Annotated in this window: 27 protein-coding genes and 1 pseudogene; 9 read left to right on the forward strand and 19 right to left on the reverse strand. The window is 68.5% G+C overall.

The genetic code is table 11. From position 1 onward, the window contains the following. The first annotated feature begins 136 nt into the window (after window positions 1–136). From VF536_RS03600 to VF536_RS03610, 3 genes are read left to right on the forward strand one after another with little or no spacing between them, the layout of a single operon-like run. On the forward strand, window positions 137–613 hold the full coding sequence (locus VF536_RS03600; protein ID WP_297523968.1) for a protein-tyrosine phosphatase family protein: 477 nt from the start codon (window positions 137–139) through the stop codon (window positions 611–613). Between the two features lie 45 nt (window positions 614–658). Further along, window positions 659–1,303, forward strand: a complete 645-nt coding sequence (locus VF536_RS03605) for a pseudouridine synthase (protein WP_331613419.1) — start codon at window positions 659–661, stop codon at window positions 1,301–1,303. Window positions 1,304–1,347: 44 nt separating this feature from the next. Further along, entirely contained in the window at window positions 1,348–2,169 is an 822-nt protein-coding gene (locus VF536_RS03610; protein ID WP_331613420.1) for an SDR family NAD(P)-dependent oxidoreductase, read from the forward strand. A gap of 12 nt (window positions 2,170–2,181) precedes the next feature. Here VF536_RS03610 and VF536_RS03615 read toward each other — a convergent pair whose 3' ends face one another. From VF536_RS03615 to rpsP, 6 genes are all read right to left on the reverse strand, one after another. Beyond that, a complete protein-coding gene (locus VF536_RS03615; protein WP_297523972.1) occupies window positions 2,182–3,171 on the reverse strand; it encodes a CobD/CbiB family protein in 990 nt (329 codons plus the stop codon). 69 nt (window positions 3,172–3,240) lie between these two features. Beyond that, the gene (locus VF536_RS03620; RefSeq protein WP_331613421.1) at window positions 3,241–4,035 is read right to left on the reverse strand and encodes a CoA pyrophosphatase; all 795 of its coding nucleotides are present in this window, start codon (window positions 4,033–4,035) and stop codon (window positions 3,241–3,243) included. Window positions 4,036–4,166: 131 nt separating this feature from the next. Beyond that, window positions 4,167–4,532 carry a 50S ribosomal protein L19 gene (rplS, locus tag VF536_RS03625; protein ID WP_297523974.1) on the reverse strand — a complete coding sequence of 122 codons (366 nt, stop codon included), beginning with the start codon at window positions 4,530–4,532 and terminating at the stop codon, window positions 4,167–4,169. A gap of 208 nt (window positions 4,533–4,740) precedes the next feature. Further along, window positions 4,741–5,538: a tRNA (guanosine(37)-N1)-methyltransferase TrmD gene (gene trmD, locus VF536_RS03630; RefSeq protein ID WP_331613422.1), complete on the reverse strand. Its 798-nt coding sequence runs from the start codon at window positions 5,536–5,538 to the stop codon at window positions 4,741–4,743. 20 nt (window positions 5,539–5,558) lie between these two features. Continuing rightward, window positions 5,559–6,155, reverse strand: a complete 597-nt coding sequence (gene rimM, locus VF536_RS03635) for a ribosome maturation factor RimM (protein WP_331613423.1) — start codon at window positions 6,153–6,155, stop codon at window positions 5,559–5,561. Window positions 6,156–6,173: 18 nt separating this feature from the next. Beyond that, window positions 6,174–6,449: a 30S ribosomal protein S16 gene (gene rpsP / locus VF536_RS03640; RefSeq protein ID WP_088405407.1), complete on the reverse strand. Its 276-nt coding sequence runs from the start codon at window positions 6,447–6,449 to the stop codon at window positions 6,174–6,176. A gap of 270 nt (window positions 6,450–6,719) precedes the next feature. On the opposite strand from rpsP, the pseudogene VF536_RS03645 reads away from it, so the two are divergent. Continuing rightward, a pseudogene (locus VF536_RS03645) lies at window positions 6,720–7,262 on the forward strand (GNAT family N-acetyltransferase); the annotation flags it as partial. 104 nt (window positions 7,263–7,366) lie between these two features. Further along, entirely contained in the window at window positions 7,367–7,837 is a 471-nt protein-coding gene (locus VF536_RS03650; RefSeq protein WP_331613425.1) for a TM2 domain-containing protein, read from the forward strand. A 157-nt stretch (window positions 7,838–7,994) separates the two neighbouring features. Here VF536_RS03650 and VF536_RS03655 read toward each other — a convergent pair whose 3' ends face one another. The 9 genes from VF536_RS03655 to murJ all read right to left on the reverse strand — a co-directional run bounded on the left by VF536_RS03655 (window position 7,995) and on the right by murJ (window position 16,313). Further along, a complete protein-coding gene (locus VF536_RS03655) occupies window positions 7,995–9,005 on the reverse strand; it encodes an inorganic phosphate transporter (protein WP_331613426.1) in 1,011 nt (336 codons plus the stop codon). 21 nt (window positions 9,006–9,026) lie between these two features. Then, window positions 9,027–9,674 carry a DUF47 domain-containing protein gene (locus VF536_RS03660; RefSeq protein WP_331613427.1) on the reverse strand — a complete coding sequence of 216 codons (648 nt, stop codon included), beginning with the start codon at window positions 9,672–9,674 and terminating at the stop codon, window positions 9,027–9,029. Window positions 9,675–9,800: 126 nt separating this feature from the next. Beyond that, window positions 9,801–10,154, reverse strand: coding sequence for a DMT family protein (locus VF536_RS03665; protein WP_331613428.1), 354 nt, complete (start codon window positions 10,152–10,154; stop codon window positions 9,801–9,803). A gap of 42 nt (window positions 10,155–10,196) precedes the next feature. After that, the gene (gene folK, locus VF536_RS03670; protein ID WP_331613429.1) at window positions 10,197–10,691 is read right to left on the reverse strand and encodes a 2-amino-4-hydroxy-6-hydroxymethyldihydropteridine diphosphokinase; all 495 of its coding nucleotides are present in this window, start codon (window positions 10,689–10,691) and stop codon (window positions 10,197–10,199) included. 23 nt (window positions 10,692–10,714) lie between these two features. Then, window positions 10,715–12,358 carry a polynucleotide adenylyltransferase PcnB gene (pcnB, locus tag VF536_RS03675; RefSeq protein ID WP_331613430.1) on the reverse strand — a complete coding sequence of 548 codons (1,644 nt, stop codon included), beginning with the start codon at window positions 12,356–12,358 and terminating at the stop codon, window positions 10,715–10,717. Further along, window positions 12,355–13,023 carry an HAD family hydrolase gene (locus VF536_RS03680; RefSeq protein WP_331613431.1) on the reverse strand — a complete coding sequence of 223 codons (669 nt, stop codon included), beginning with the start codon at window positions 13,021–13,023 and terminating at the stop codon, window positions 12,355–12,357. The genes pcnB and VF536_RS03680 overlap by 4 nt, the downstream gene beginning before the upstream one ends. Window positions 13,024–13,075: 52 nt before the next feature. Further along, window positions 13,076–13,750, reverse strand: a complete 675-nt coding sequence (hda, locus tag VF536_RS03685) for a DnaA regulatory inactivator Hda (protein ID WP_297523986.1) — start codon at window positions 13,748–13,750, stop codon at window positions 13,076–13,078. Between the two features lie 131 nt (window positions 13,751–13,881). Beyond that, entirely contained in the window at window positions 13,882–14,658 is a 777-nt protein-coding gene (locus VF536_RS03690; RefSeq protein ID WP_331613432.1) for a transglutaminase-like domain-containing protein, read from the reverse strand. A gap of 80 nt (window positions 14,659–14,738) precedes the next feature. Next, a complete protein-coding gene (gene murJ, locus VF536_RS03695) occupies window positions 14,739–16,313 on the reverse strand; it encodes a murein biosynthesis integral membrane protein MurJ (RefSeq protein ID WP_331613433.1) in 1,575 nt (524 codons plus the stop codon). A gap of 167 nt (window positions 16,314–16,480) precedes the next feature. Between murJ and rpsT the strand changes: the two genes are divergently transcribed. Then, the gene (gene rpsT, locus VF536_RS03700) at window positions 16,481–16,777 is read left to right on the forward strand and encodes a 30S ribosomal protein S20 (RefSeq protein WP_067269869.1); all 297 of its coding nucleotides are present in this window, start codon (window positions 16,481–16,483) and stop codon (window positions 16,775–16,777) included. Window positions 16,778–16,948: 171 nt separating this feature from the next. On the opposite strand, the gene VF536_RS03705 is transcribed toward rpsT, so the two are convergent. From VF536_RS03705 to VF536_RS03715, 3 genes are all read right to left on the reverse strand, one after another. Then, window positions 16,949–17,755, reverse strand: a complete 807-nt coding sequence (locus VF536_RS03705; RefSeq protein ID WP_331613434.1) for an alpha/beta hydrolase — start codon at window positions 17,753–17,755, stop codon at window positions 16,949–16,951. After that, on the reverse strand, window positions 17,752–18,807 hold the full coding sequence (locus VF536_RS03710; RefSeq protein WP_331613435.1) for a M14 family zinc carboxypeptidase: 1,056 nt from the start codon (window positions 18,805–18,807) through the stop codon (window positions 17,752–17,754). The genes VF536_RS03705 and VF536_RS03710 overlap by 4 nt, the downstream gene beginning before the upstream one ends. A gap of 108 nt (window positions 18,808–18,915) precedes the next feature. Continuing rightward, window positions 18,916–19,251 carry a DUF3579 domain-containing protein gene (locus tag VF536_RS03715; protein WP_331613436.1) on the reverse strand — a complete coding sequence of 112 codons (336 nt, stop codon included), beginning with the start codon at window positions 19,249–19,251 and terminating at the stop codon, window positions 18,916–18,918. Between the two features lie 247 nt (window positions 19,252–19,498). On the opposite strand from VF536_RS03715, the gene VF536_RS03720 reads away from it, so the two are divergent. Further along, window positions 19,499–20,716: an aspartate aminotransferase family protein gene (locus VF536_RS03720; RefSeq protein ID WP_331613437.1), complete on the forward strand. Its 1,218-nt coding sequence runs from the start codon at window positions 19,499–19,501 to the stop codon at window positions 20,714–20,716. Further along, the gene (gene argF / locus VF536_RS03725; RefSeq protein ID WP_331613439.1) at window positions 20,713–21,675 is read left to right on the forward strand and encodes an ornithine carbamoyltransferase; all 963 of its coding nucleotides are present in this window, start codon (window positions 20,713–20,715) and stop codon (window positions 21,673–21,675) included. The genes VF536_RS03720 and argF overlap by 4 nt, the downstream gene beginning before the upstream one ends. Before the next feature lie 91 nt (window positions 21,676–21,766). Here the strand turns inward: argF and VF536_RS03730 are convergent, their stop codons facing one another. Further along, window positions 21,767–22,630, reverse strand: coding sequence for a substrate-binding periplasmic protein (locus tag VF536_RS03730; RefSeq protein WP_331613440.1), 864 nt, complete (start codon window positions 22,628–22,630; stop codon window positions 21,767–21,769). Between the two features lie 260 nt (window positions 22,631–22,890). On the opposite strand from VF536_RS03730, the gene VF536_RS03735 reads away from it, so the two are divergent. Beyond that, window positions 22,891–23,616: metallophosphoesterase family protein (locus tag VF536_RS03735; protein WP_331613442.1), on the forward strand; the 726-nt coding region annotated here is incomplete at its 3' end.

A 23,616-nucleotide genomic window follows, 5' to 3' on the forward strand; every position in this document is an offset into this window, starting at 1 on the left:
TGCTTTGTTGTTGCTTCGAACGAGGCTTCGAACGAGCCGTCGTACACCGTGCCGCCATGATCGCGCCGGTCGCCAAATAAATAAACTTTTAGTTGATTAACATCTCGATCAACAGGGAGACACGACAATCGGGGGCATGGCTTTCCGACCCCTCCCCCTCCCCGACGCCATCCCGGGCCGGCTGTGGCTGCAGTCGATGCCGGGCCGCCGCGAGTCCTGGGGCGCCTTCCTCGACGAGGCGCGCCTGAACCAGCTCAACGTGGTGGTCTGCCTCAACCCGCTCGAGGAAGTCGCCGAGCTCTCGCCGCCGTATCACAAGGCGATCGCCGAAGGCCGGCTGCCCTTCCGCTGGCTGCACGTGCCGATGCGCGATTTCGGACTGGCCTCGGACAGCGCGGCGTTCCGGCAGGGCGTCGAGCACATCGCGCAGGGCCTGCGCATGGGTGATCGCGTGCTGCTGCACTGCGCCGCCGGCATGGGCCGCACCGGCACCATGGCCGCATGCGTGCTGAAGCGGCTCGGCGCGCCTGCGGACGAGGCGCTGCAGGCGGTCACCGCGGCGGGATCGAATCCGCAGTCGGCGCTGCAGTCGGGGTGGATCCACCAGTTCTGACGCGCCCACGGCAGGCGACGCGACAATGCAGCGATGCAGGCGTCGATGCCCCAGTCCTCCCTTCACCAGCGCGTGCGCCATGCCGATGCGTGGCGCGTCATCGTCGACAAGCCCTCGGGCCTGCTGTCCGTGCCCGGCCGCGGCGAGGACAAGCAGGACTGCGCCTGGGCGCGCGTGGCGGCCGAGTTCCCGGACGCGTTGATCGTGCATCGGCTGGACCAGTCGACCTCCGGCCTGATCGTCTTCGGACGCGGCGAGGCGATGCAGCGCGCGCTCAGCGAGGCCTTCGCCGCCAGGCTCGTCGACAAGCGATATGAAGCCGTGGTGGCGGGCCTCGTCGCGCGCGACGCGTTCGAGATCGACCTGCCGCTGATCGTCGACTGGCCGAACCGTCCGCGGCAGATGGTCGATCACGAGCGCGGGAAACCCAGCCTGACCCGTGTGCGGGTGCTGCATCGCGACGTCGCGGCGGGGACCACGCGCGTCGAGCTCGAGCCGGTCACCGGCCGATCGCATCAGCTGCGCGTGCACCTGCTGGCCGCCGGTCACCCCATCCTCGGCGACGCGCTGTATGCGCCGCCGGAGGTCCTCGCGCAGGCCCCTCGCCTGCTGCTGCATGCGCGGGACCTCAGCCTCCCGGCGGTGCTCGAGGCGCCGGCGCTGTCGCTGCATTCGCCGCCCGATTTCTGAGCGCCCAGCGCGCATCCCTCCATCCGACCCAGGAGCGCTTTCCGATGTCCACGACCGTTTCCACCACGTCTTCCACCACCTCTTCCAACGACGCCGCCCAGCCTCGTTCCCTCACCATCATCACCGGCAGCTCGCGCGGCCTGGGCGAGGCGCTGGCTCGCCAGTCTCTCGAAGCCGGCCAGGTGGTCATCGGCATCGCCCGTGGACGCAGCGAGGCGCTGGAGCGCTTCGCCCATGACCGCGGCCTGCCGCTGGAACAATGGCAGGCCGACCTGGCCAGCCCGCTGACGATCGCGCAGCACCTGGCCGACACGCTGCGCGCGCAACCGCGCGACTGGGCCGCCGCGACGCTGATCAACAACGCCGGCGTCGTCACGACGCCCGGCCCCATCGACGGCGAATCGCTGGAGACGCTGTCCGCCGCGCTGCGCGTCGGCCTGGAGGCGACCGTGCTGCTGAGCGCCGCCTTCCTGGACGCCACCCGCGACTGGCCGGCCGACCGCAAGGTGCTGAACATCTCGTCCGGCCTGGGCCGCCGCGCGATGGCTGGCAGCGCGCTCTACTGCGCCGCCAAGGCCGGCATGGACAACCTCAGCCGCGCGATGGCGCTGGACGAGGAACACAAGGCCGCCCAGGGTGAACGCGCCGCGCGTGTCGTGTCGCTGGCGCCCGGCATCATCGACACCGACATGCAGGCCCAACTGCGCGGCGGCGATGCGTCGAAGTTCCCGGATCGGGACCGCTTCGCCGCGTTCAAGGCCGAAGGGCAGCTGGCGAGCGCCGAGGACACCGCGACGCAGGTGCTGAAGTTCCTCGCCAGAAACGACTTCGGCCAGCAGGTGCTGGCCGATGTGCGGGACGCCTGAGCCCGGGTCTGGTCAGCCGACGAGGTTGGCCAGCGTCAGCAGCGCCAGCAGCAGCATCCACAGCGTGACCGAGCGCCACACCAGGCCGACCACGCTCTGCAGGTGGCCCAGCTGCGGCGGCACGCCGGCCGTGGAGCCCTCGGCGCGCGTCGCGTCCATGTCGCCGCCGGACTCGAAGGTCTTGCTGCGGTCCGGGGTCACGCCCGGCGCGGCGCTGCCGCCCAGCTGCACGCCGACGGCGCCGGCGGCGGAGGCCAGGATGATGCCCTCGTTGTCATGGGCCCACAGCGTCGAGTCGCGGCGCCAGGAACTCACCGCCTCCTCGAAGTTGCCCACGATCGCGAAACCGGTCGCCGTCAGGCGCGCGGGAATGTGGTCGATCATCCCGAACAGCTTGCGGGAGAGCTCCATCAGGCGCTCATTGGTCGGCGCGTCCAGCGTGCGGCTCTTGAAGGCCCAGTAGCGGCCGGCGAATTCGGCCATGCGGTACAGCACCGCGCCGGCCGGGCCCAGGCCCAGCGTCGAGAACAGCACGAACCAGAAGAACACGCCGAAGACATGCCGGTGCGCCGCGAGCAGCGAATGCTCCAGCACGTGTCTGAGCAGCTCGGTGCGCGGCAGCTCGCTGGCGTCGAGGTGACGCCATTCAGCCAGCAGGCGGCGGGCTTCGAGCTCGTCGCCGCGCTCCAGCGCGTCACGGATGTCGGTGAAGTAGTGGCTGAACTGGCGGAAGCCCAGCGTCAGGTAGAGCACCAGCACGTCCATCGCCAGCGACAGCAGCAGGCTGTAGGGCCGCACGAGCGCGTAGATCGCCCCGACCAGCAGGGCCGGACCGACGACGGTGATCGTCCACACGACGGCCGCATGGTGCGACCGGCCCGCGTCGAAGTTGCGCCCGGTCCAGCGCACCCAGGCGATCATGCCTTGGTGGACCGGATTCCCGTGCGGCAGAGGCTTGAGCTGCTCGCACACCAGCGCCAGCAAGACCGCGAAGAAGTTCATGGCCCGGGATGATAGCGGCCCTCACCCACTCCGAAGGGGGATCGAACGCCCTTGCCCCGTCACCAAAGGTCAGACCTGCAGGAAGCGGTAGAGATTGCGCAACATCGCAGCGGTCGCCCCCCAGATGAAGAACTCCTTCGAAGCGTCTGCCGTCAGCGTCACGTCGGGGTCCGCGTTCGAGACCGCAAGACCTGGCCCCGTCCAAGGCATCGAGAGGAACTGGCGACGGCCCTTCAACGGGCCCTTGTCATCCGCAGCCTCCCCGGCCGGGTCGTACTCGAAGGTGTGGCGCTGGTGGTGAGCGGGATTCATCAGGAATTCCAGCGGCACCTCGAAGGCCTCGGCCACCTCGAAGGCATCCAGCCGCAGCGAGAAGCCCGGACGGATCAGGCCCACCACCGGCGTGACCTCGTAGGCCGTCACCGTGCGGTAAATGGGCAGTTGCCCGATCAGGTCCACGAAACGCTCGTCGAGCCCGATCTCCTCCTCGGCCTCGCGCAGCGCGGTGCGTTCGGGCGAGCCGTCCTCCGGCTCGGCGCGGCCGCCGGGGAAGCTGATCTGCCCGGCGTGATCCCGCAGATGCGCCGTGCGCTGCGTCAGCAGCACGTGCAGGCCCTCGGCGCGCTGCACCAGCGGGATGAGCACCGCGGCCTGCGTGGTCGTGCGGCCTGGGAAGATGCCGCCGTCGCCGGGCAGCTCCGGCTCGACGCTCAGCGGATGCAGGAAGCGCTCGCGCAGCCAGGCCGGCGTCAGATGCTCGCGGGGGACGGCGGGGAGGTGCGCATCGGTGCCGGTGACGGGGATGGCGCGGGGATCCTGGATGGCGGGGCGGCTGGCGGGACGGCTGGAAGGAAGCGTCGACATGCGGCAGGAGCGTCCGGTGCGCCGGACTTGTTCGTGGGCGCCCGAGGCGCGAAGCCCCGATTGGACGCCAGAAACGACAAAGCCGCTCCGGGCAGGGCCTTGGAGCGGCTTTGGGTGGCTTGCGACTAGGATCAGGCCGACTTGATCGCCAGCTTTTCCTTGATACGTGCCGACTTGCCCGAACGCTGACGCAGGTAGTACAGCTTCGCGCGACGGACGTCGCCGCGGCGCTTCACTTCGATCGAAGCGATCAGCGGGCTGTACAGCTGGAACGTACGCTCAACGCCTTCGCCGCTCGAGATCTTGCGGACGATGAAGTTGGAGTTCAGACCGCGGTTGCGGCGGGCGATGACCACGCCTTCGTAGGCCTGCACGCGCTTGCGGGTGCCTTCGACGACGTTCACGTTGACGATCACCGTGTCGCCAGGGGCGAAAGCGGGGATGGTCTTGTTCAGGCGAGCAATTTCTTCTTGCTCAAGGGTCTGGATCAGATTCACGAGGATCTCCTGTGATCTTGCCGGCGCGAATCAGGATGATTCCAGGTCTGGCCGCCATCGAATGAATTCTTCGGCACCGCCCGCGTGGGGATTCAACCAACGGTGTCAAAGCACCGCCCTTGCCCCATCAGCCCAGTAGAGGATCGGAAAACCGAAGATTATAGACGGGGTTGGGCGATCGTCAAACGTCGCCCATGCCGCAGCCCGTTCAGCGGGGTGCTTTGCCAGGCGTCTTGCCCGGCGCAGCATGCAAGGAGGCGAGGAACTTCTCGTCCTTCTTGTCGAGCTTGCCGTCGCGGCGCGCGGCCTCGATCAGCTCGGGCCGGCGGCGTTGCGTCAACGCCAGCGACTGCTCGCGGCGCCAGCGGGCGATCTCGGCATGGTGCCCGGACAGCAGCACCGGCGGCACCGGCAACGGGCCTTCGGATGTTTCCAGGACTTCAGGACGGCTGAAGTGCGGGCAGTCCAGCAATCCGTCGGAGAAGCTGTCCTGCTGGTGCGAGGCGGCATCGTTCAGCACGCCCTCCTGCAGGCGGGCGATCGCATCGAGCATCGCGATGGCCGGCAGTTCGCCGCCGGACAGTACGAAGTCGCCGAGGCTGATCTCCATCGTCACGTGGCGGTCCAGCACGCGCTGGTCGATGCCTTCGTAACGGCCGCAGAGCAGGATGGCGCCCTCGCCTTGCGCCAGCTCCTGCGCCAGCGCCTGATCGAGCTTGCGTCCCGTCGGGCTGAAATGGATCACTGCCGGAGCACCGGGGTGCGTGGTCGCGCGATCGGCCTTCACGGCCGCCAGCGCACGCTCCAGCGGCGCTGCCAACATCACCATGCCGGGACCGCCGCCGAAGGGACGGTCGTCGACGCGACGGTAGTTGTCCTCGGCGTGATCGCGCAGCTGCCACAGGCGAACGTCGACCTGTTTGCTCTCGTACGCGCGACGCGTCACGCCGACCCGCAGGAAGGGGTCGAAGAGCTCAGGAAAAAGAGTGAGAACGTCGAAGCGCATGGGCATCGGGCCCGACGGCTTCAATAGTCCAGATCCCAATCGACCGGGATGATCTTCGCGGCCTTGTCGACGGTGCCGACAAACGCGTTCACGAACGGGATCAGGATTTCCTCGTCCGGCTTGACCGGCGCGGTCTTGCCGGCGGGCAGGATGCGCAGCACGCAGTGCGGGCCGGTGTCGATCAGGTCGATCACCTCGCCCAGCGTCTGGCCGTCCTTGTTGACGACGCTCATGCCGATGAGGTCGATCCAGTAGAACTCGTCCTCGTCGGTGTCCGGGAACACGCTGCGCGAGACGAAGATGCGGGCGCCCTTGAGCGCCTCCGCACCGTTGCGGTCGGCCAGGCCTTCGACCTGGGCGACGATGCCGTCCGCGTGGTCGCGGACGGCCAGAACCTTGAGCACGGGGGGCACGACATGCGGCTTGCCCGGCAATGCCTTCTCGCTCGGTTTCATGAACCAGCGGCGGGAGGCAAAGAGCGCCTGGGCATCCGGGGAATGGCTGAGGATCTTCAGCCAGCCCTTGATGCCCCAGGCGTCCAGCACGCGCCCGACTTCGATGGCGTCCTCCGGAAAGGCCGGGGAACCCTCGATCACGTCGTCAGGCGCTTGCTTCATCGACTGCGATCCGGAGGATTAGGCAGCGACAGCGGCGGCCGGAGCGGCAGCCGACTTCTTGGCAACGTCGACCAGGCGGGCGACGGCCGGCGACAGCTGGGCGCCGGTGCCGACCCAGTAGGCCACGCGGTCTTGCGCGACGCGCAGGCCTTCGGCATTGCCGGTGGCCACGGGGTTGTAGAAACCGACGCGCTCGATGAAGCGGCCGTCGCGGCGATTGCGGCTGTCCGTCACGACGAGGTTGTAGAACGGACGCTTCTTGGAGCCACCGCGGGAGAGTCGAATAACGACCATGATCTATCCTTCAGGTTTTGAGCGTTCCACCGCACCAGGGAGACACACAGGGGCAAGCAGAGATTGAATCGACTTTTCGTCGGGTACGCGTGCGTCGCGCATCGATTCCCAACGGCAGGTCGACAGCTGGCTCCGTAGATACGCCCCCGGTCCGCCCATCGCCCGCATGCTCCGTTTCAGGGAGCTTCGAAGCGTGACAGCCACACCCAGGGGCCAGCGCCAAAACCAAGCATTATAAACTCGCGTTTGACGCTTTGTCCTCCTCCCCCAATGACGACGACCACCAGCAGTTCCTCCCCCCTCCTGATCCGCCCCAGCCTGGAGGGTGACATCGCCGCTATCCAGCAGATCTACGAGCATGCGGTGCTGCACGGCACCGGCACCTTCGAGACCGACGTGCCCGATCGCGCCGAGATGGGGCGCCGTCGCACCGAGGTGCTCAGCCGCAGCCTGCCCTACCTGATCGCCGAGCGCGACGGGCAGGTGCTCGGCTTCGCGTACGCCAACTACTTCCGTCCGCGCCTGGCCTACCGCTACTTCGTCGAGGACTCGATCTACCTCTCGCCTCAGGCCCAGGGCCAGGGCGTCGGCCGGCTGCTGCTGGCCGAACTGATCGCCCGCTGCGAAGCGGCCGGCGCGCGCCAGATGATTGCGGTGATCGGCGACTCGCAGAACCTCGGTTCGATCGGCGTCCATCGCAGCCACGGCTTCGAGGACGTCGGCGTGATGAAGTCCGCCGGCTGGAAGTTCGGCAAGTGGCTCGATGTCGTGCTGATGCAACGCCAACTGGGTCAGGGCGACACCAGTTCGCCCACCGGATCGACGCCGGCAACTGCGGCAACCACGGCCGCGACCGCTACGCCGGCCGCGACCGCTACGCCGGCCGCCCCCTCTGCGCCTGCCGAGACGCCGGCCGCATGAGCGCCGTCGCCCCTGACGCCGGCGGCGCGTCGGACCTCAAGTCCAAGACCGTCGCCACCTGGCTGAGCTTCGCGCTCGGCAGCCTCGGGGCGCATCGTTTCTATCTGCACGGATTCAGCGACAAGCTCGCCTGGCTGCATCCGTTGCCGACGCTGCTGGGCCTGTATGGCGTGCACCGCATGGACACGCTGGGCCAGGACGACGTCGCCGCCTGGTTCCTGATTCCGCTGCTCGGGCTGATGATCGCCCAGAGCATGCTGGCGGGCATCGTCTACGGCCTGATGCCCGACGAACGCTGGGCCGACCGCTTCAACCGCGGCGCGCTGCGCAAGACCGGCTGGTTGCCGATCCTGGGCGTCATCGCGTGTCTGATGGTGGGCGGCGCCTGCCTGATGGCCACGATCGCCTTCTCCGCGCAGCGCTACTTCGAATCGCAGGTCGAAGCCGCCCGCGAAATCAGCCAGTAGGCAAGACACCGCTCGGCCCCACCCGGTCACTCGCACTCCCCAGGCCCGCGGACAGCGAGCGAGAGTGGGGCCGGAATGAGGCTTGGGGTCCCTGGAGGGGTGCCCCATGCCTCGTGGAGTGCCCGCGCCTGGCCTTCCGCAGGCGAGCGTCTCTGCCTCAGAACAGCGTGAAGCTGATCCAGTAGAACAACCCGGCGATGAACGCCGAGGCGGGGATCGTGAAGATCCAGGCCCAGACAATGTTCCCTGCCACGCCCCAGCGCACGGAAGACGCGCGCTGCGTCGAGCCCACGCCGACGATGGCACCCGTGATGGTGTGCGTGGTCGACACCGGGATGCCCAGGGACGTCGCCAGGAACAGCGTGATCGCGCCACCGGTCTCGGCGCAGAACCCGCCGACCGGCTTGAGCTTGGTGATCTTCTGCCCCATCGTGCGGACGATGCGCCAGCCGCCGAACATCGTGCCCAGGCCGATCGCCAGGTAGCAGATGACGATGACCCAGGTCGGCGGCGAATGTTCGCCGGCACCCGCATACCCCGACGCGATCAGCAGCATCCAGATCAGGCCGATGGTCTTCTGCGCGTCATTGCCGCCGTGGCCCAGGCTGTACAGCCCGGCCGAGACCAGTTGCAGACGGCGGAACCAGTTGTCCACCCGCAGCGGCGAGCTGCGTCTGAACAGCCAGGCCACCGCCACCATCAGCAGCGAGCCCAGCAGGAAGCCCAGCAGCGGCGAGACGAAGATGAACAGCACCGTCTTGCCGATGCCGCTCATGATCAGGCCCTTGGTGCCCGCCTTGGCGATGGCCGCGCCGACCAGGCCGCCGATCAGCGCGTGCGAGGAGCTCGACGGGATGCCGTAGAACCAGGTGATCACGTTCCACGCGATCGCGCCGATCAGCGCGCCGAAGATCACGTGGTGATCGACGATGCCCGCGTCGATCGACCCCTTGCCGATCGTGGCCGCCACCTTCAGTTCGAAGAACAGCACCGCGATCACGTTGAAGAAAGCCGCGAACAGCACGGCCTGCTGCGGCTTGAGGACGCCGGTCGACACCACCGTCGCGATCGAGTTGGCCGCGTCGTGGAAGCCGTTCATGAAGTCGAAGGCGACGGCCAGCACCACCAGCATGGCCACGACCCAGAAGGCCACGTGCATCGTTCCCATGGGAGACGCTCCGCGACCGGATCAGGAATTCTCGAGGACGATGCCCTCGATCAGATTCGCGACGTCCTCGCAGCGGTCGGAGATGGACTCCAGCTGCTCGTAGATCGCCTTGAGCTTGATCAGCTCGCGCACGTCCTCCTGCTCGCGGAACAGCTTGGACATCGCCGCGCGCATCACGCGGTCGGCGTCGGACTCGAGCTTGTCGATCTCCTCGCAGGCCTTGATGGCGGCTTCGGCGGTCTTGGGCTCGCTCAGCTTGGGCAGCAGCGTGACCGCGTGCTTGACGCGCTCGCAGCACTTGGCCGACAACTCGCCCAGGCGCAGCACTTCCTCGGGGATGGAGCGCACGTCGTAGAGCTGCATCGTCTCGCTGGAGTCCTGAAGCAGGTCCAGGATGTCGTCCATCGCATTGATCAGGCCGTGGATCTGCTCGCGATCGATCGGCGTGATGAACGTACGGTGCAGCAGCCGGTTCACCTCGGCGGTGACGCGGTCGGCGTGGTGCTCGGCCCGGTCGACCTCGGCCGCGTATTTTTCGCGCAACGTGAGGTCGTTGTAGTTCTGGATCATGAGCATGAAGGCGCGCGCGCCTTCCACGATCTGCGTGCCGTGCTCATTGAACAGTTCGAAGAAATTGCCCTCTCGGGGCAGCAGCTTGCCGAAAAACATGGGGGGAGGCTCCGCGCCGTGCGATCCTCGCCGGACCGTCACAAATGGTTCATTTCCGTGTCACGGAAAACCCGCGAGTGTAGCCGCCCATGGCCCGATGGAGCTATTTCGGCCGCTTTCCCGATCTCAGCTGCGGAAGATGAAGTAGACCGCCCCCATCAGGCACAGGCCGGCCCAGATGAAGTCCGTCTTGAACGGCTGGTTCATGAACAGCATCGAGAACGGGACGAACACGCCCAGCGTGATCACCTCCTGCGTGATCTTCAGCTGGGCGAGCGTGAAGCCGCCGTCATAACCGATGCGGTTGGCCGGGACCTGCAGCAGGTACTCGAACAGCGCGATCCCCCAGCTGATCAGCGCGGCGACGTACCACGGCTTGGACGCCAGCTCTTTCAGATGGCCGTACCAGGCGAAGGTCATGAAGACATTGGACAGCGTCAGCAGGGCGACCATCTGCCAGCCGGCGGCGGTTGGGAACATGGGTCGGACTCCCGGGAAAGGTTGAGGGTGGAGGGCAGGCCGTCAGGGCAGACGCAGCGGCGCGTCTTCGCGCTCGACGATCTGGTCGGCGACCGATGGCAAATGGCTCGCCAAGCCACCCAGGCCTGGTGCGGCCAAGGTCGGGTCCAGTTCCAACAGCGGGCGCAGCACGAAAGCGCGTTGGTGCAGCCGCGGATGCGGAACCAGCAGCCGCTCCAGGTCGACGATCTGATCGCCGTAGAGCAGCAGGTCGAGGTCGAGGGTCCGCGGCGCGTTGACGAACGGCCGCTCGCGACCGTGGCGCAACTCGATGGCCTGCAGCGCCGCGAGCAAGGTCAGCGGCGGCAGCGTCGTCGTCACGCGGGCGACCGCGTTCAGGTAGTCGGGCCCCTCGCAACCGACCGGCGCGCTGCGCCAGGCGGAGGAGACGGCTTCCAGGGTCAGGTCTTTCACGTCGGCGAGGTCGGCCAGCGCCGCCTCCAGCGTGCGCCGCAGGTCACCGAGGTTGGCGCCCAGGCCGACGTAGGCCGTGATCATTCGTCGAGAACGATGCTGGGTCGTTACTCGTCGCCGGACGGGCCGGTCTCCGTCGACGCTCCCGCGCCGTCGGCACCACCCGCTGCCTTCGGCTTGCGACGACGGCGGCGCTTCTTGGCGGGATGGCCAGTACCGCCCTCGCCTTCCATGGCGTCCACCGCCTCGGCATCGATCGGCAGGCCAGCCGCGGATTCGCCGCTGACGGGCATCGCCGACGGCGTGCTCACGGCGCCGCGCGGCACCGAGTGCACGCGTCCGCCGCCCGCCTTGGGCTTGCTGCGCGGGCCGCCCTGGCGCTGCGTCTCGCGCGCCAGATCCAGCAGCGCGCGGCGCTCGTCCTCGGTGCCCAGCGCGAAGTCTTCCCACCAGTCGGCCAGGGCCGGATCGATCTCGCCCGCCTCGGCGCGCAGCGCCAGGAAGTCGAAGCCGGCGCGGTAGCGCGGCTGCTCGATCAGGCGGTGCGGGCCGCTGCCGGTGCGGCGCTCGAAGCGCGGTTGCATCATCCAGATCTCGCGCATGTCCGCCGCCAGCTTGCCGCGGCCGGAGATGTCGCCGACGCGCGCGTCGAAGACCAGGTCGATCGCCTGCTGCAGGGCCGCCACCGCGCCCTCGCCGCCGTCGATCAGGCGCGTCCAGCGCTGCTGGACCTCGCCCCACAGCATGCAGGCGAGCATGAAGCTCGGCGCCACCGAACGGCCCTCTTCGACCCGCTTGTCGGTGTCTTCCAGCGCCAGGCGGACGAACTTGCCGTGCACGTTGTCCGGCAGCGCGCCGTCCTTGTCCAGCACCGCATCCAGGATCGGGAACACGCCGCGCGCCAGGCCCTGCTTGCGCAGCTCGTCGATGCTGGCCAGCGCGTGGCCGGTCTGCAGCAGCTTGATCATCTCGTCGAACATGCGCGACAGCGGCACGTTCGCCAGCAGCGGCGCCATGACGGCGATCGGCGCGCGGGTCTTGGGCTCGATGGTGAAGCCCAGCTTCGCGGCGAAACGCACGGCGCGCAGGATGCGGACCGGGTCTTCGCGGTAGCGGCTCTCGGGGTCGCCGATCATCCGCAGCACCTTCTTGCGCGCGTCGGCCAGACCGCCGTGGTAGTCGACCACCAGCTCGCGTTCCGGGTTGTAGTACATCGCGTTGACGGTGAAGTCGCGTCGCGCGGCGTCCTCGATCTGCGGGCCCCAGACGTTGTCGCGCAGCACGCGGCCGGACGCATCGACGACGTGCGACTTGCCCTCCAGCGCGCCCTTGGACGTCTTCTCGTTGCCCTGCACCTGCTCGGCGTCGTCTTCCTTGAGCAGCGCGCGGAAGGTCGAGACCTCGATCACCTCGTGCTCGCGGCCGCGGCCGTAGACCACGTGGACGATGCGGAAGCGTCGGCCGATGATGAAGGCGCGGCGGAACTGGTTCTTGACCTGTTCCGGCGTGGCGTCGGTGGCGACGTCGAAGTCCTTGGGCCGGCGGCCCAGCAGCAGGTCGCGCACGGCGCCGCCGACGATGAAGGCCTCGTAGCCCGCGTCGGTCAGCCCCTTGACGACCTTGACGCCGCGCTCATCGAGCAGGGCCGGGTCGATGCGGTGTTCCTCCGCGGTCACTTCCACGCGCTTGCCCAGCGGCGTGGCGGTGCTTTCGGACTTGCCCAACAGCTTGTTGATAAATTTTTTGATCATTCGAACAGCTTCAGTATCGGCCAGCCGCGCTCGCGCGCCAGCGCCTCGAGGGCCGAGGTGGGGTTGGTCGCCACCGGATGACTGACCCGCTCCAGCAGCGGCAGGTCATTCATCGAGTCGCTGTAGAAATGCACGCGCTCGAAATCCTCCCAACGGCGCCCCTGCGCCGCCAGCCATTCGTTCACGCGCACGATCTTGCCCGCCTGGAAGGACGGGGTCCCCTGCACACGCCCGGTGAACGACCCGGTCGCGTCGCGCTCCAGCTGCACGGCGATCAGGTGGTCGACACCGAAGGCCTTGGCGATCGGCGCGGTCACGAATTCGTTGGTCGCCGTCACCACGACCACCAGATCCCCGGCGTCCAGGTGGCGCTGCACGAGTGCGCGCGCATTGTCGCGCAACATCGGCGCGACGATCCGGGCCATGAATTCGGCGCGGGCCGCCTCGGCCTCGGCCAGCGGCCGGGCGCGCCAGACGGAGGTGGCGAAGTCGACGTACTCGTCCAGGTCGAGGTCGCCGCGTTGGTAGTCGGCGTAGAACTCGTCGTTGCGGGCGGCCCAGGCGGCGCCGTCGGCCCAGCCGATCTCCACCATGTAGCCGCCGAAGGCGTGGTCCGAGTCCTGCGGGATCAGCGTGCCGTCGAGGTCGAACAGGGTCAGGTCCACGGGTCTTGTCCTTGAAAAACCTTGAAAACGTTGCAACCGGCGGCGTCGCCCCTCAGGCGAGCGCCCCCTGGTCGGCGAGCATCTGGCGCAGCAGCGGCACGGTGACCGCCCGCTTGCTGGCCATGGCGAATTCGTCCAGCCCGTCCAGCAGCGTCATCAGGTGCTTGAGGTCGCGGGCGTAACGGGTGAGCAGGTAGTCGATGACGTCGTCGCTCAGCGCGATGCCGCGGCGGTCGGCCTCGCGGCGGAGCACGGCGCGCACCTCGGCCTCGGACAGCGGCTGCAGCGCGAAGGTCGGGCCCCAGCCGAGCCGGGTGCGCAGGTCCTCGCGCAGGTCCAGATCGACCGGCGGCGCGGTGCCGGTCGAGACGACCGCCAGTCCCAGCGTCGCCGCCTCGACGAAGAGCGCGAAGGCCGCATGCTGCTGCCCCGGGTCGAAACGCTGCGCGTCGTCGAGCAGCAGCAGGCTCGGGTGGGTGGGCAGCTCCCAGGGCAGCGGGGTGTCGGCGTCGTACCAGCCGACCTGCGCGCCGGCCTGCTGCCAGTGGCGCGCCAGCGCGCGCAGCAGGTGCGTCTTGCCGCTGCCGGGCGGCCCCCACAGGAACACCGGCGGCGCGCCTGCCCCCAGCGCCAGCACATGCGTGAGGGCGGCGGTGTTGGCGCCGGTGAGGAGCGTGTCAAAGGTGTAGTCGGGCTCGGGACCGAGCGACAGCGGGATCTGCTTCAAACCACTTCAGCGTTGGATGGCGGGGTCGACGTCGGCAAGGCGGAGGCCGCACCCTCGGAAAGAGGGGGATTCTAAGCGGCGCCCGACGGGCCCTCCCCCTCTTCCGCTCCCTCCCACGCCCTCCCGCACCCTCAATGGAGGGTGGCCGGTCCGCCGCCGGCGTCACGGAGCTGCTGCAGGCACTGTTCCAGCTCGACGCGCTCCACCCGGTCGTCGGGCAGCAGGGCCACCAGCTTGCGCTGGACCGCCAGCAGCCGCGGCAGGTCCTGCTGGTCCATGTGGATCTGCTTCAGGTTGCGCAGCATGCGCGCGAGGATCTGGCGCGGCGATGCCGTGCCGAGGAAGGCGTCCAGCGACATCGGTTCCTGCGGCATCAGGCCGGCGCGCTCCCGCCAGGGGCTGAGGAACTCGTCGAGCTCGCTGCGTCCCAGCGAGCGTCCGCTGAACGGGTCCAGCACGACCTCGCCCTGCGGCAGGCTCAGCTTCATCAGGAAGTGGCCCGGGAAGCTGACCCCCTTGATCCGCAGCCCCACATGCGAGGCCAGCTCCATGTAGATGATCGCCAGCGAGATCGGGATGCCCCGGCGCGTGGCGAGCACCTGGTGCAGGTAGCTGTTGCCGACGGCGTAGTAGTCGTTGACGTTGCCGGCGAAGCCGAGTTCGCCATGGAAATACTGATTGAGCATGCGCAGCCGGTGGCTGGGCGGCGCGTCCGCGGGCAGGCGGTGCCGAAGCCGCTCGCCGAGGCGGTCGAGCTCGGCCATCACCTGCTGCACGTCGAGCCGGGGCACCTCGTCGAGCGCGATCGCGGTGGCGGCCTCGGCCAGGTTCAGCGTGTCGTCGTCGGCAACCAGCGTCGAGAAATAGTCCAGCGCCGACGGCACCGTCCACTGCAAAGGCGAACTCATGCGCCGGAGTCTACGCCCGCCATCGCGCCCGGCGACCCAGGAAAACGACCCTGATTTCCGGCTTCCGGCCGGGTGACTCTTCAGGCCCGACGGGCGAACTGGCGCAGCTTCACGCCCAGCAGCAGCAGCACGCCGAAGTACAGCAGCGCGGATGCGCCCAGGCTCAAGGCCATCCAGCCGGCGCGCACCAGCTCGAAGTGGAAGCCCTTGCCGCCGACCCAGGCGACATGGCCGGCCAGCCACCACTGCAGCGCGCCCATGGCGGCGCTGGCGATCACGACGCGCAGCAGGAACAGCATCCAGCCGGCCTCCGGCGTGTAGGTGCCGAGCTTGCGCAGCCCGCGCAGCAGGAGCCAGGCGTTGACGACCGCGCCCAGGCCGATCGAGAGCGACAGGCCGGCGACGCCGATCTTGAACCCGAACACGAAGATCGCGTTGAACACCTGCGTCAGGATCAGCACGCCCACGGCGATGCGCACCGGGGTGCGCATGTCCTGGCGCGCATAGAAGCCGGGCGCCAGCACCTTGATCGACACCAGCCCCATGAGGCCGAGTCCGTAGCCCATCACGGCGCGCGCGGTGTGGGCGACGTCCTCCGGCCGGAAAGCCCCGCGCTGGTAGAGCACCGCCACCAGCGGCTCGGCGAAGACCAGCAGCGCGACGGCGCAGGGCAGCGCCAGCAGCAGGGTCAGGCGCAGGCCCCAATCGAGCAGGCCCGAGTACTTCTGCGTCTCGCCCTTGGCCGTGCTGGCCGCGAGTTGCGGCGTCAGCACGACACCCAGCGCGACGCCGAGCAGCGCGATCGGGAACTCCATCAGGCGGTCCGCGTAGGTCAGCCAGGAGGCGGCGCCCTCGCCCACCGCGATCGCGATCTGCGTGTTGATCAGCAGCGACAGCTGGGCCACGCCGACGCCCAGCAGCGCCGGGCCCATCTTGCGCAAGACCTGGCGCACGCCCTCGTCGGCGGCGGCGATGCGCAGGCCGGACAGGTTCAGCGCGAACCGCGGCATCAGGCCGACGCGCCGCAGCGCGGGCACCTGCACCGCCAGCTGCAGGATGCCGCCGATCATGACGCCCAGCGCCAGCGAGTAGATCGGCTGAAAACCGTAGTGCGCCAGCACCGGCGTCAGCCCGTAGCCGCAGGCCAGCGAGGCGAGGTTCAGCAGCACCGGCGTCACCGCCGGCACGATGAAACGCTTCCAGGTGTTCAGGATGCCGGCCGACAGCGCCACCAGCGACATGAAACCGATGTACGGGAACATCCAGCGCGTCATGACGACGGCGGCCTCGTGCGCATCCCTGGACAGCCCCGCGCCCAGCGCCCACACCAGCACCGGCGCGCCGATCACGCCGATCACGCAGGTCGCCGCCAGCGCCCACAGCAGCACGGTCGCGACGGCGTCGATCAGGTGGCGGGTGGCCTCGTCGCCGTCCTTGGCGCGCGCGGCGGCCAGCGACGGCACGAAGGCCTGCGAGAACGCGCCCTCGGCGAACAGCCGCCGCAGCATGTTGGGAATGCGGAACGCCACGTTGTAGGCGTCGGTCATCGCATTGGCGCCGAACAGCCCCGCCACCATCTGTTCGCGGACCAGGCCCGTGATGCGGGACAGCAGCGTGAAGACCGAAACGACGGAGGCGGTGCGGAGCAGGTTCATTCAGGCGCGGCGCGGAGGCGATACTGGGGCGGTGCGTCGGGGCGGAAAGCCCCGGCAAGAGACCGCGCATTATGGGTGTCCCGCCGCGGACGCAATACCTCGGGTTTGGTTTTTCCAATCCTGGCTGCTATACTCGCCGTCTTTGCACCAACTGGACCAATAAGACAATGGCAAGCTCTTCCAAAGCCAAGAAGAAAACCGTGCGTCTGGCCTCGGGCCGCAAGCGCGCACGTCAAGACGTCAAGCTGAACGCCGCCAACTCGGCGCTGCGTTCCAAGTTCCGCACGGTCATCAAGAACGTGCAAAAGGCGATCGTCACGGGTGACAAGGCCAAGGCCGCTGACCTGTTCAAGACCGCCCAGCCCGTGATCGACTCGGTCGCCGACAAGGGCATCTTCCACAAGAACAAGGCTGCTCGCCACAAGAGCCGCCTGTCTTCGAAGATCAAGGCGCTCGCCGCCTGATAGAGAGATCCAGCTCTGGTGCAGGGAAAGCCCGCCGCAAGGCGGGCTTTTTCATTGCCGCAGCTCCGATTTGGGCGCCTCGCGTCGTTGCAAATCCTCGCCATAGCTGGGCTATGGCTCCGGTTTGCGCCTAGCGATGCATCCCAAATCTAAGCTGCGGAACGGAGCGGATTAGAGCGGCATCGGCGTCGTGATCTGTCCGACGACCTCGCGCACGTGGAGCCAGTCCACGACATTGCGCGCCACCCATTCCCCATCATCGAGCGGCAGGTCGTGCCCCGCGTGCCGGTGCAGCCGCAACGGCGCGCCCCAGGCCCGGCTGATGGCCTGCGAGCAGCGCCAGTCCACCAGCGAGTCGCCCTGGCTGCACAGCAGCAGCATCGGCGGCTCCGGCTTGGCCAGGCTGGCGCGATAACGCGCCGCCGCGAGCAGTTGCCGCAGCGCATTGCGCCGCCGCACCGGATGCTTGCGCTGGATCGAGACCCAGTCGTCGATCACCTGGTCCGGCTGACGCTGTAGCCGCGTCGTCATCTGCAGCACCTTGGCCTCGCGCCGACGCAGGCTCAGGCGCGTCAGGCTCAGCAGCAGCAGGGACCAGTAGTTCGAGGGCCGCAGACGCCGGAAGAACGCGCTGAAAGGCCGAAGGCTGGTGTTGATCAGCACGATCCCGTCGAGTTCGCCCGGATGGCGCGCCGCCCACTCGCTGGCGACCATCGCGCCCAGCGACATCGCCAGCACCTGATACGGCGGGGGAACGCCGCGACGACGAAGCTCCGCACGGCACGCCTCCATCATCGCGTCGACATGGGTCGGGCTGCTCTGCCGGTGCTGGTCGCCGTTGCCGGGCAGGTCGAGCAGCTCCAGCCGGGCCTCCGGCTGCTGCACCCGCAGCGCCCGCAGCAGGCGCGCGGGAAAGTCGCCCCAATGGCCGCTTTCGCGGGTCAGCCCGCGCAGCAGCACCCAGGTGTGGACGCTCATCGGACCGTCCTCCGATACCAGCGGATCAACGCCTGCTCCCCGTGATCGATTCTTGTGTCCGGCCCCGGCAACCACCGGAACGCGCTCTGTGCCGCGCGAGTCATGAAATCCATCCAAGCCATGTGCCGTCGCAATACCCGCTGTTGTCGATGTTCGATCAGCGGATTGAACATGCCGTGCCGGGAGAGTAGCTGGCGGGGGTTTTTCTTTACCCACAGCCATGACCCCATTTCGAGCGTCATCGGCAGGAAGATCCCCCGATCAAGGGAGAGCGACTCGTCGTAAAGGTGGTCCCACAGGTCGCCGTGGGTCAGGTAATGCCGGCTCTGCGGCTCCATCACGTAGGGATGCGGGGACAGGCATTGATCCAGCACTTCGCACAAGGCGTGGATCTCGGCGAGGTGTTGCATCGGACGGCGCGTGCGCGCATACGGGAACCAGATGCGGTCGCGCAGGCCGAAGCCGCTGTGGAAGTCGATGGCCATGGACACCGGCCGGCCCAGCAGCTCCTCGCGGACGAAGCGGCACAAGGCGTCGCTCTCGACCTGGAGCGGCGCGGCCGCCGGTCCGCGGTAGTACGGCAGATGCCGCGTCAGCCGATGCCCGCCGATCAGGAACGGCACGCCGCGGTCCGCGTCCTGCGGCGCATTGCGCATCAGGTCGACGCCCTGCGGATTCGCCCGCGAGCCCGCCAGGACGCCGCCCGGATTGACGACCGGCAGGAACACGAGCCGCAGCGACTCGAGCTGCTGATGCAGGCTGAGGTCCCAGCGCAACCGGCGCACCAGGCTGCCGAGGTAGGCCAGCACCACCTGCGCGCCGATGCGCTCCAGGCCGTGGACGCCGCCGATGAAACCGAGCGCGGGCACGCTGGGGTCAGGATTGCCCAGGGTCACGCCGATCACCGGCAAGGGGCCGCCGACGGTGGCCACCGTCGCGAGCTCGCGGGCCTGCAACATCGATCCGCCCTGATCGATCAGGCGCAGCAGCTGCTGCATTTCCGGCAGGACGGCCGCGGCCCGGGGGCTCGCGTCGGCGGTGAAGACGGCCATGTCCAGGGAGCCCGGTGGGGAGGTCGCGGCGAACCCGTCAGCCTAGACGCTGAGACGCCTTCCGGCGATGGCCCGATCGGGCCTGTCCGCGCCGCCGCGCGGACCTGCTCAGGCCTTGCCGGCTTCGCGCCCGTCGGGCAGCAGGCAGGCGTCGACGACCTGCAGCTTGTTGTCGCGCGCGAAGTTCATGACGAACTCCCAGGCCATCGGCTCGACGGACTTGAGCGCCTCGTTGACGATGACGCACTTGATGCCGTCGATGACGCGCGGCACACAGTAGGGGGAGTAGCCGAGGTAGGCGTCGCGGCCGCTGCGGGTGCCGCCGGGCCGGAAGCAGGACATGGCCCCAGCCAGACGCTCAGCCCAGTCGCTCGGGCGGAAGGTGCGGCCATCCGTGGTGATTCCCTGGATGAACACTTCTCGCGGCTTGGGCTGCTCAGTCATTGGCTACGGTCTCACGCGTCCCGGCAAAACCGCTATTGTGCCTTGGATGTGTTGCGGCGCAGCACACATGGGCTTCTGCTCGCCCCGCCAGCAGGCAGGGCGCCCATGGCTGGCGCTGGTCAGCCGGGCTTGCATGGCTGTGCAGGAGGAATCTCCTCACCCCCCAGGGTCGACCCGTAGAATCGATCGGCTCACCAACGCGGCCCCCAGCCGCATTCCTCGACCCCTCCCACGTTTTGGAGACTTGATGAACGCCCCGGACTCCTCGTTCGCCGCCCCGACCGAACCCCATGTGATGCACACCTACGGCCGCCTGCCGATCGCCCTGTCGCACGGCGAAGGCGCCTGGGTCTGGGATACGGCCGGCCGACGATACCTGGACGGCCTCGGCGGGATCGCCGTCAACACGCTCGGACACAACCATCCGAAGCTGGTGGCGGCGCTTGGGGACCAGGTGGGCAAGCTCATCCACACGAGCAACTACTACCATGTCCCGCTGCAGGAGCAGCTCGCGGCCAAGCTCTGCGCGCTGTCGGGGTTGACCAACGCCTTCTTCTGCAATTCCGGCCTGGAGGCCAATGAAGCCGCGCTCAAGATCGCGCGCAAGTACGGCCATGACCGCGGCAACGACAACCCCGAAGTCATCGTGTTCGAGAAGGCCTTCCACGGCCGCTCGATCGCGACGCTGTCGGCGACCGGCAACCCCAAGGTGCAGGCGGGCTTCGGCCCGCTGGTGCCGGGCTTCGTGCGCGTGCCGCTGAACGACATCGGAGCGATCCGCAAGGCCATCGCCGAACACCCGAACGTCACCGCGATCTTCCTGGAGACCATCCAGGGCGAAGGCGGCATCAACCCGGCGCACATCGACTTCCTGAAGGGCCTGCGCGCGCTGTGCGACGAGCACGACCTCCTGCTGATGCTGGACGAGGTGCAATGCGGCATCGGCCGCACCGGCAAGTGGTTCGCGCATCAGTGGGCCGGCATCGTGCCGGACGTGATGCCGCTGGCCAAGGGCCTGGGCTCGGGCGTGCCGATCGGTGCGGTGGTGTGCGGCGAGAAGGCCGCCAAGGTCTTCGGGCCGGGCAACCACGGCACGACCTTCGGCGGCAATCCGCTGGCGATGCGCGCCGGCGTCGAGACGCTGACGGTGATGGAAGAGGACGGCCTGCTGGCCAACGCCGCCACCGTCGGCGCCGAGCTGAAGGCCGCGATCGAGCACGGCCTGGCGGGCGAACCGGGCCTCGTCGAGGTGCGCGGCCACGGCCTGATGATCGGCATCGAGCTGGACCGTCCCTGCGGCGTGCTGCTGACGCAGGCGATGGAAGCCGGCCTGCTGCTGAGCGTGACGGCCGACAAGGTCATCCGCCTGGTGCCGCCGCTGATCCTCACCAGCGAGGAAGCCGCCGAGATCGCTGCGCGTCTGGTGCCGCTGGTGAAGGCCTTCCTGGCCGCGCCCGCGCCATGAAACCGGGGAACACGCTCATGCGTCACTACCTGCAGTTCAAGGACCTGCGCACGGAGGAGTACACCCATCTGTTCGAACGGGCGGCGACGATCAAGCGCCGCTTCAAGAACTACGAGAAGTACCAGCCGCTGCAGGACCGCACGCTGGCGATGATCTTCGAGAAGGCGTCCACGCGCACCCGCGTCAGCTTCGAAGCGGGCATGTACCAGATGGGCGGCTCGGTGGTGCACCTGACCACCGGCGACAGCCAGCTGGGCCGCGCGGAGCCGATCGAGGACAGCGCACGCGTGATCAGCCGCATGGTCGACATCGTGATGATCCGGACCTACGAGCAGACCAAGCTGGAGCGCTTCGCGGCGCACTCGCGGGTGCCGGTCATCAACGGGCTGACCAACGAATACCACCCGTGCCAGATCCTGGCGGACCTGTTCACCTTCATCGAGCAGCGCGGCATGGACCGGCGCGGCGCGATCGACATGGACTGCCTGAAGGGACGCGTGGTGGCCTGGGTCGGCGACGGCAACAACATGGCCAACACGTGGTTGCAGGCGGCGGAGATCCTGGGATTCACCGTGCACGTGAGCACGCCCAGCGGCTACGAGATCGACCCGGCGGTCGCGGGCATCAAGGACACGCGCTGCTACAAGGTCTTCAAGGACCCGAAGGAAGCCTGCCGCGGCGCGGACCTGGTGACCACGGACGTGTGGACCAGCATGGGCTACGAGGCTGAGAACGAAGCGCGCCGCACGGCGTTCGCGGACTGGTGCGTGGACAAGGACATGATGGCGCAGGCCAAGCCGGATGCGCTGTTCATGCACTGCCTGCCGGCGCACCGCGGCGAGGAGGTCGCGGCCGACGTCATCGACGGTCCGCAGTCGGTGGTCTGGGACGAGGCCGAGAACCGCATGCACGTGCAGAAGGCGCTGATGGAGTACCTGCTCCTCGGACGCATCGGCTGAGCGCCCTGCCCCGCACCTGAGACGACGAGGCCCGCCGAGCGCGGGCCTTGTCGCATGAGGCCCGAGACTGCGGCCATCCCTTCCGCGGCGATCACTTCGGCGCCACGATCGCCTTCAGGCCTTCCTCATATGAGCCGGCCGGGTAATGCTTCTGGAGCGTCTTCCAGACGGTGCCTGACCGCGAGTTCCGCTCCAGCGCGTCGCCCAGCACCTCGCGGTCCTTTGCCGGCAGGTGCCGCGAGAGGTAGATGCCGCTATCGGTCCAGCCGAGTTCCGTCATCGGCTCCAGCCGCAGCCGGTCCAGCAGGGGTCGCGTCTTGGAATCCTGCAGCAAGGTGCCCGCGAGGATGGACGGCGCCATCACCGTCACGTCCGCCAGGTTGCGCTCCAGCGCGCGCACGACCGCCGCCACGTCGGCCTCCACCACCAGCCGGCGTTGCGCCTTCAGCGTCGTCAGCAGCTGCTGGTAAGGCTCGCCGTAGTCGAAGCCGCGCACCACCGCCACGCGCAACTCGCGCCGCTCGCCGAGTTCGGCCAGGCTCTCGACCGGCGCGCGGTCCGACGAGATCGAGATCAGCATCGCCCGCGCCTTCATCATCGGGATGAAGTCGCCGTGCAGATCCCGTTGCGAGGTTCGCGTGGCCGGCACCAGCGCATCAGCCCCGCTGGCGGCGAACATCGCCTCGACCCGCGCCCGTGGCACGACGACGAAATCGAACTGGCAGCCGGTCTCCGCCGACACCTTGCGCAGCAGGTCCGGGTAGACCCCGCTGACCTCGCCGCCCGAGGTCACCACGCTCATGCCGATGGGCGCCACCGGCACCCGGATCGGCCGCGAGCAATCCGCCCACGCCGATGTCGTCGCCAACGCCCACATCAGCCCCAGCGCCAAGCCGCCCGCCAGGCGCCGGATGCGCGCGGGCCAGTCCGGCCACCCGAATTCCAACCTGTTCATCTTTTTTCTCTCCCGTGCCGGAACTGCCGGCGGCGGTGCGCGCTCGTCACATCGCCTCCCTGGCGTTCCATGTCGTCGGCCAGATTAGCAAAGCCCCGGACGTCCACAACGCGTCAAACCCGCGAGTTCCCCGGCCCTTCACCCATCCAGAGGGGGCATGCCCCTCCCTTCGGGGGGATCTCGGTTCTCCACTCGCCATCTTGCGAAGGTTGACGTCAGCCGCGCGTGGCATCCTTGCTGTTCGCATCCACGCCGTTTCCATGAAGACCGCTCTGATCTCCGACCTGCACGCCAACCGCCAGGCTTTCGAGGCCGTCATCGACCATGCCCGGCGGCAGGGTGCCCAGCATTTCGCGCTCCTGGGCGACTACGTCGGCTACGGCAGCGATCCCGGCTGGGTGGTCGACCAGGTGCGGGCGCTGCGCGCCGAGGGCGCCATCGTCGTCGCCGGCAACCACGACCTCGGCGTGACGCAAGGCCCCCGCCCCACCATGAACGACGACGCGCGCGCCGCGATCAACTGGACGCGCGCGCGGCTCACCGACGACCAGATGGCCTTCCTGGACGGGCTGCCGATGTCCGAGGAAGAGGACGACTGCCTCTACGTGCACGCCAACGCCTTCGACCCGGCCGGCTTCGCCTACGTGCAGGGCCGGCTGGAGGCGATGCGCAGCCTGCACGCGACCGAATGCCGCTACACCTTCTGCGGCCACATGCACGAGCCCATGCTCTACCACCTCTCCGGCACCGGCAAGGCGGGCGACTTCAAGCCGCAGCCCGGCGTGCCGATCCCGCTGCTGCCCAACCGCCAGTGGCTGGTCATCCCCGGCGCCTGCGGCCAACCGCGCGACGGCAACCCGGCCGCGGCCTACGCGCTGTTCGACCACGACAGCGAGGAACTCAGCTTCCAGCGCGTGCCCTACGATGTCGAAGCCGCCGCCGCCGCGCTGCGCGCCGCGCCCGGCCTGCCCGCCGGCCTCGCGGAC

The organism is Roseateles sp., assembly GCF_036486225.1.
In the GTDB taxonomy this organism is placed as follows: domain Bacteria; phylum Pseudomonadota; class Gammaproteobacteria; order Burkholderiales; family Burkholderiaceae_C; genus Roseateles.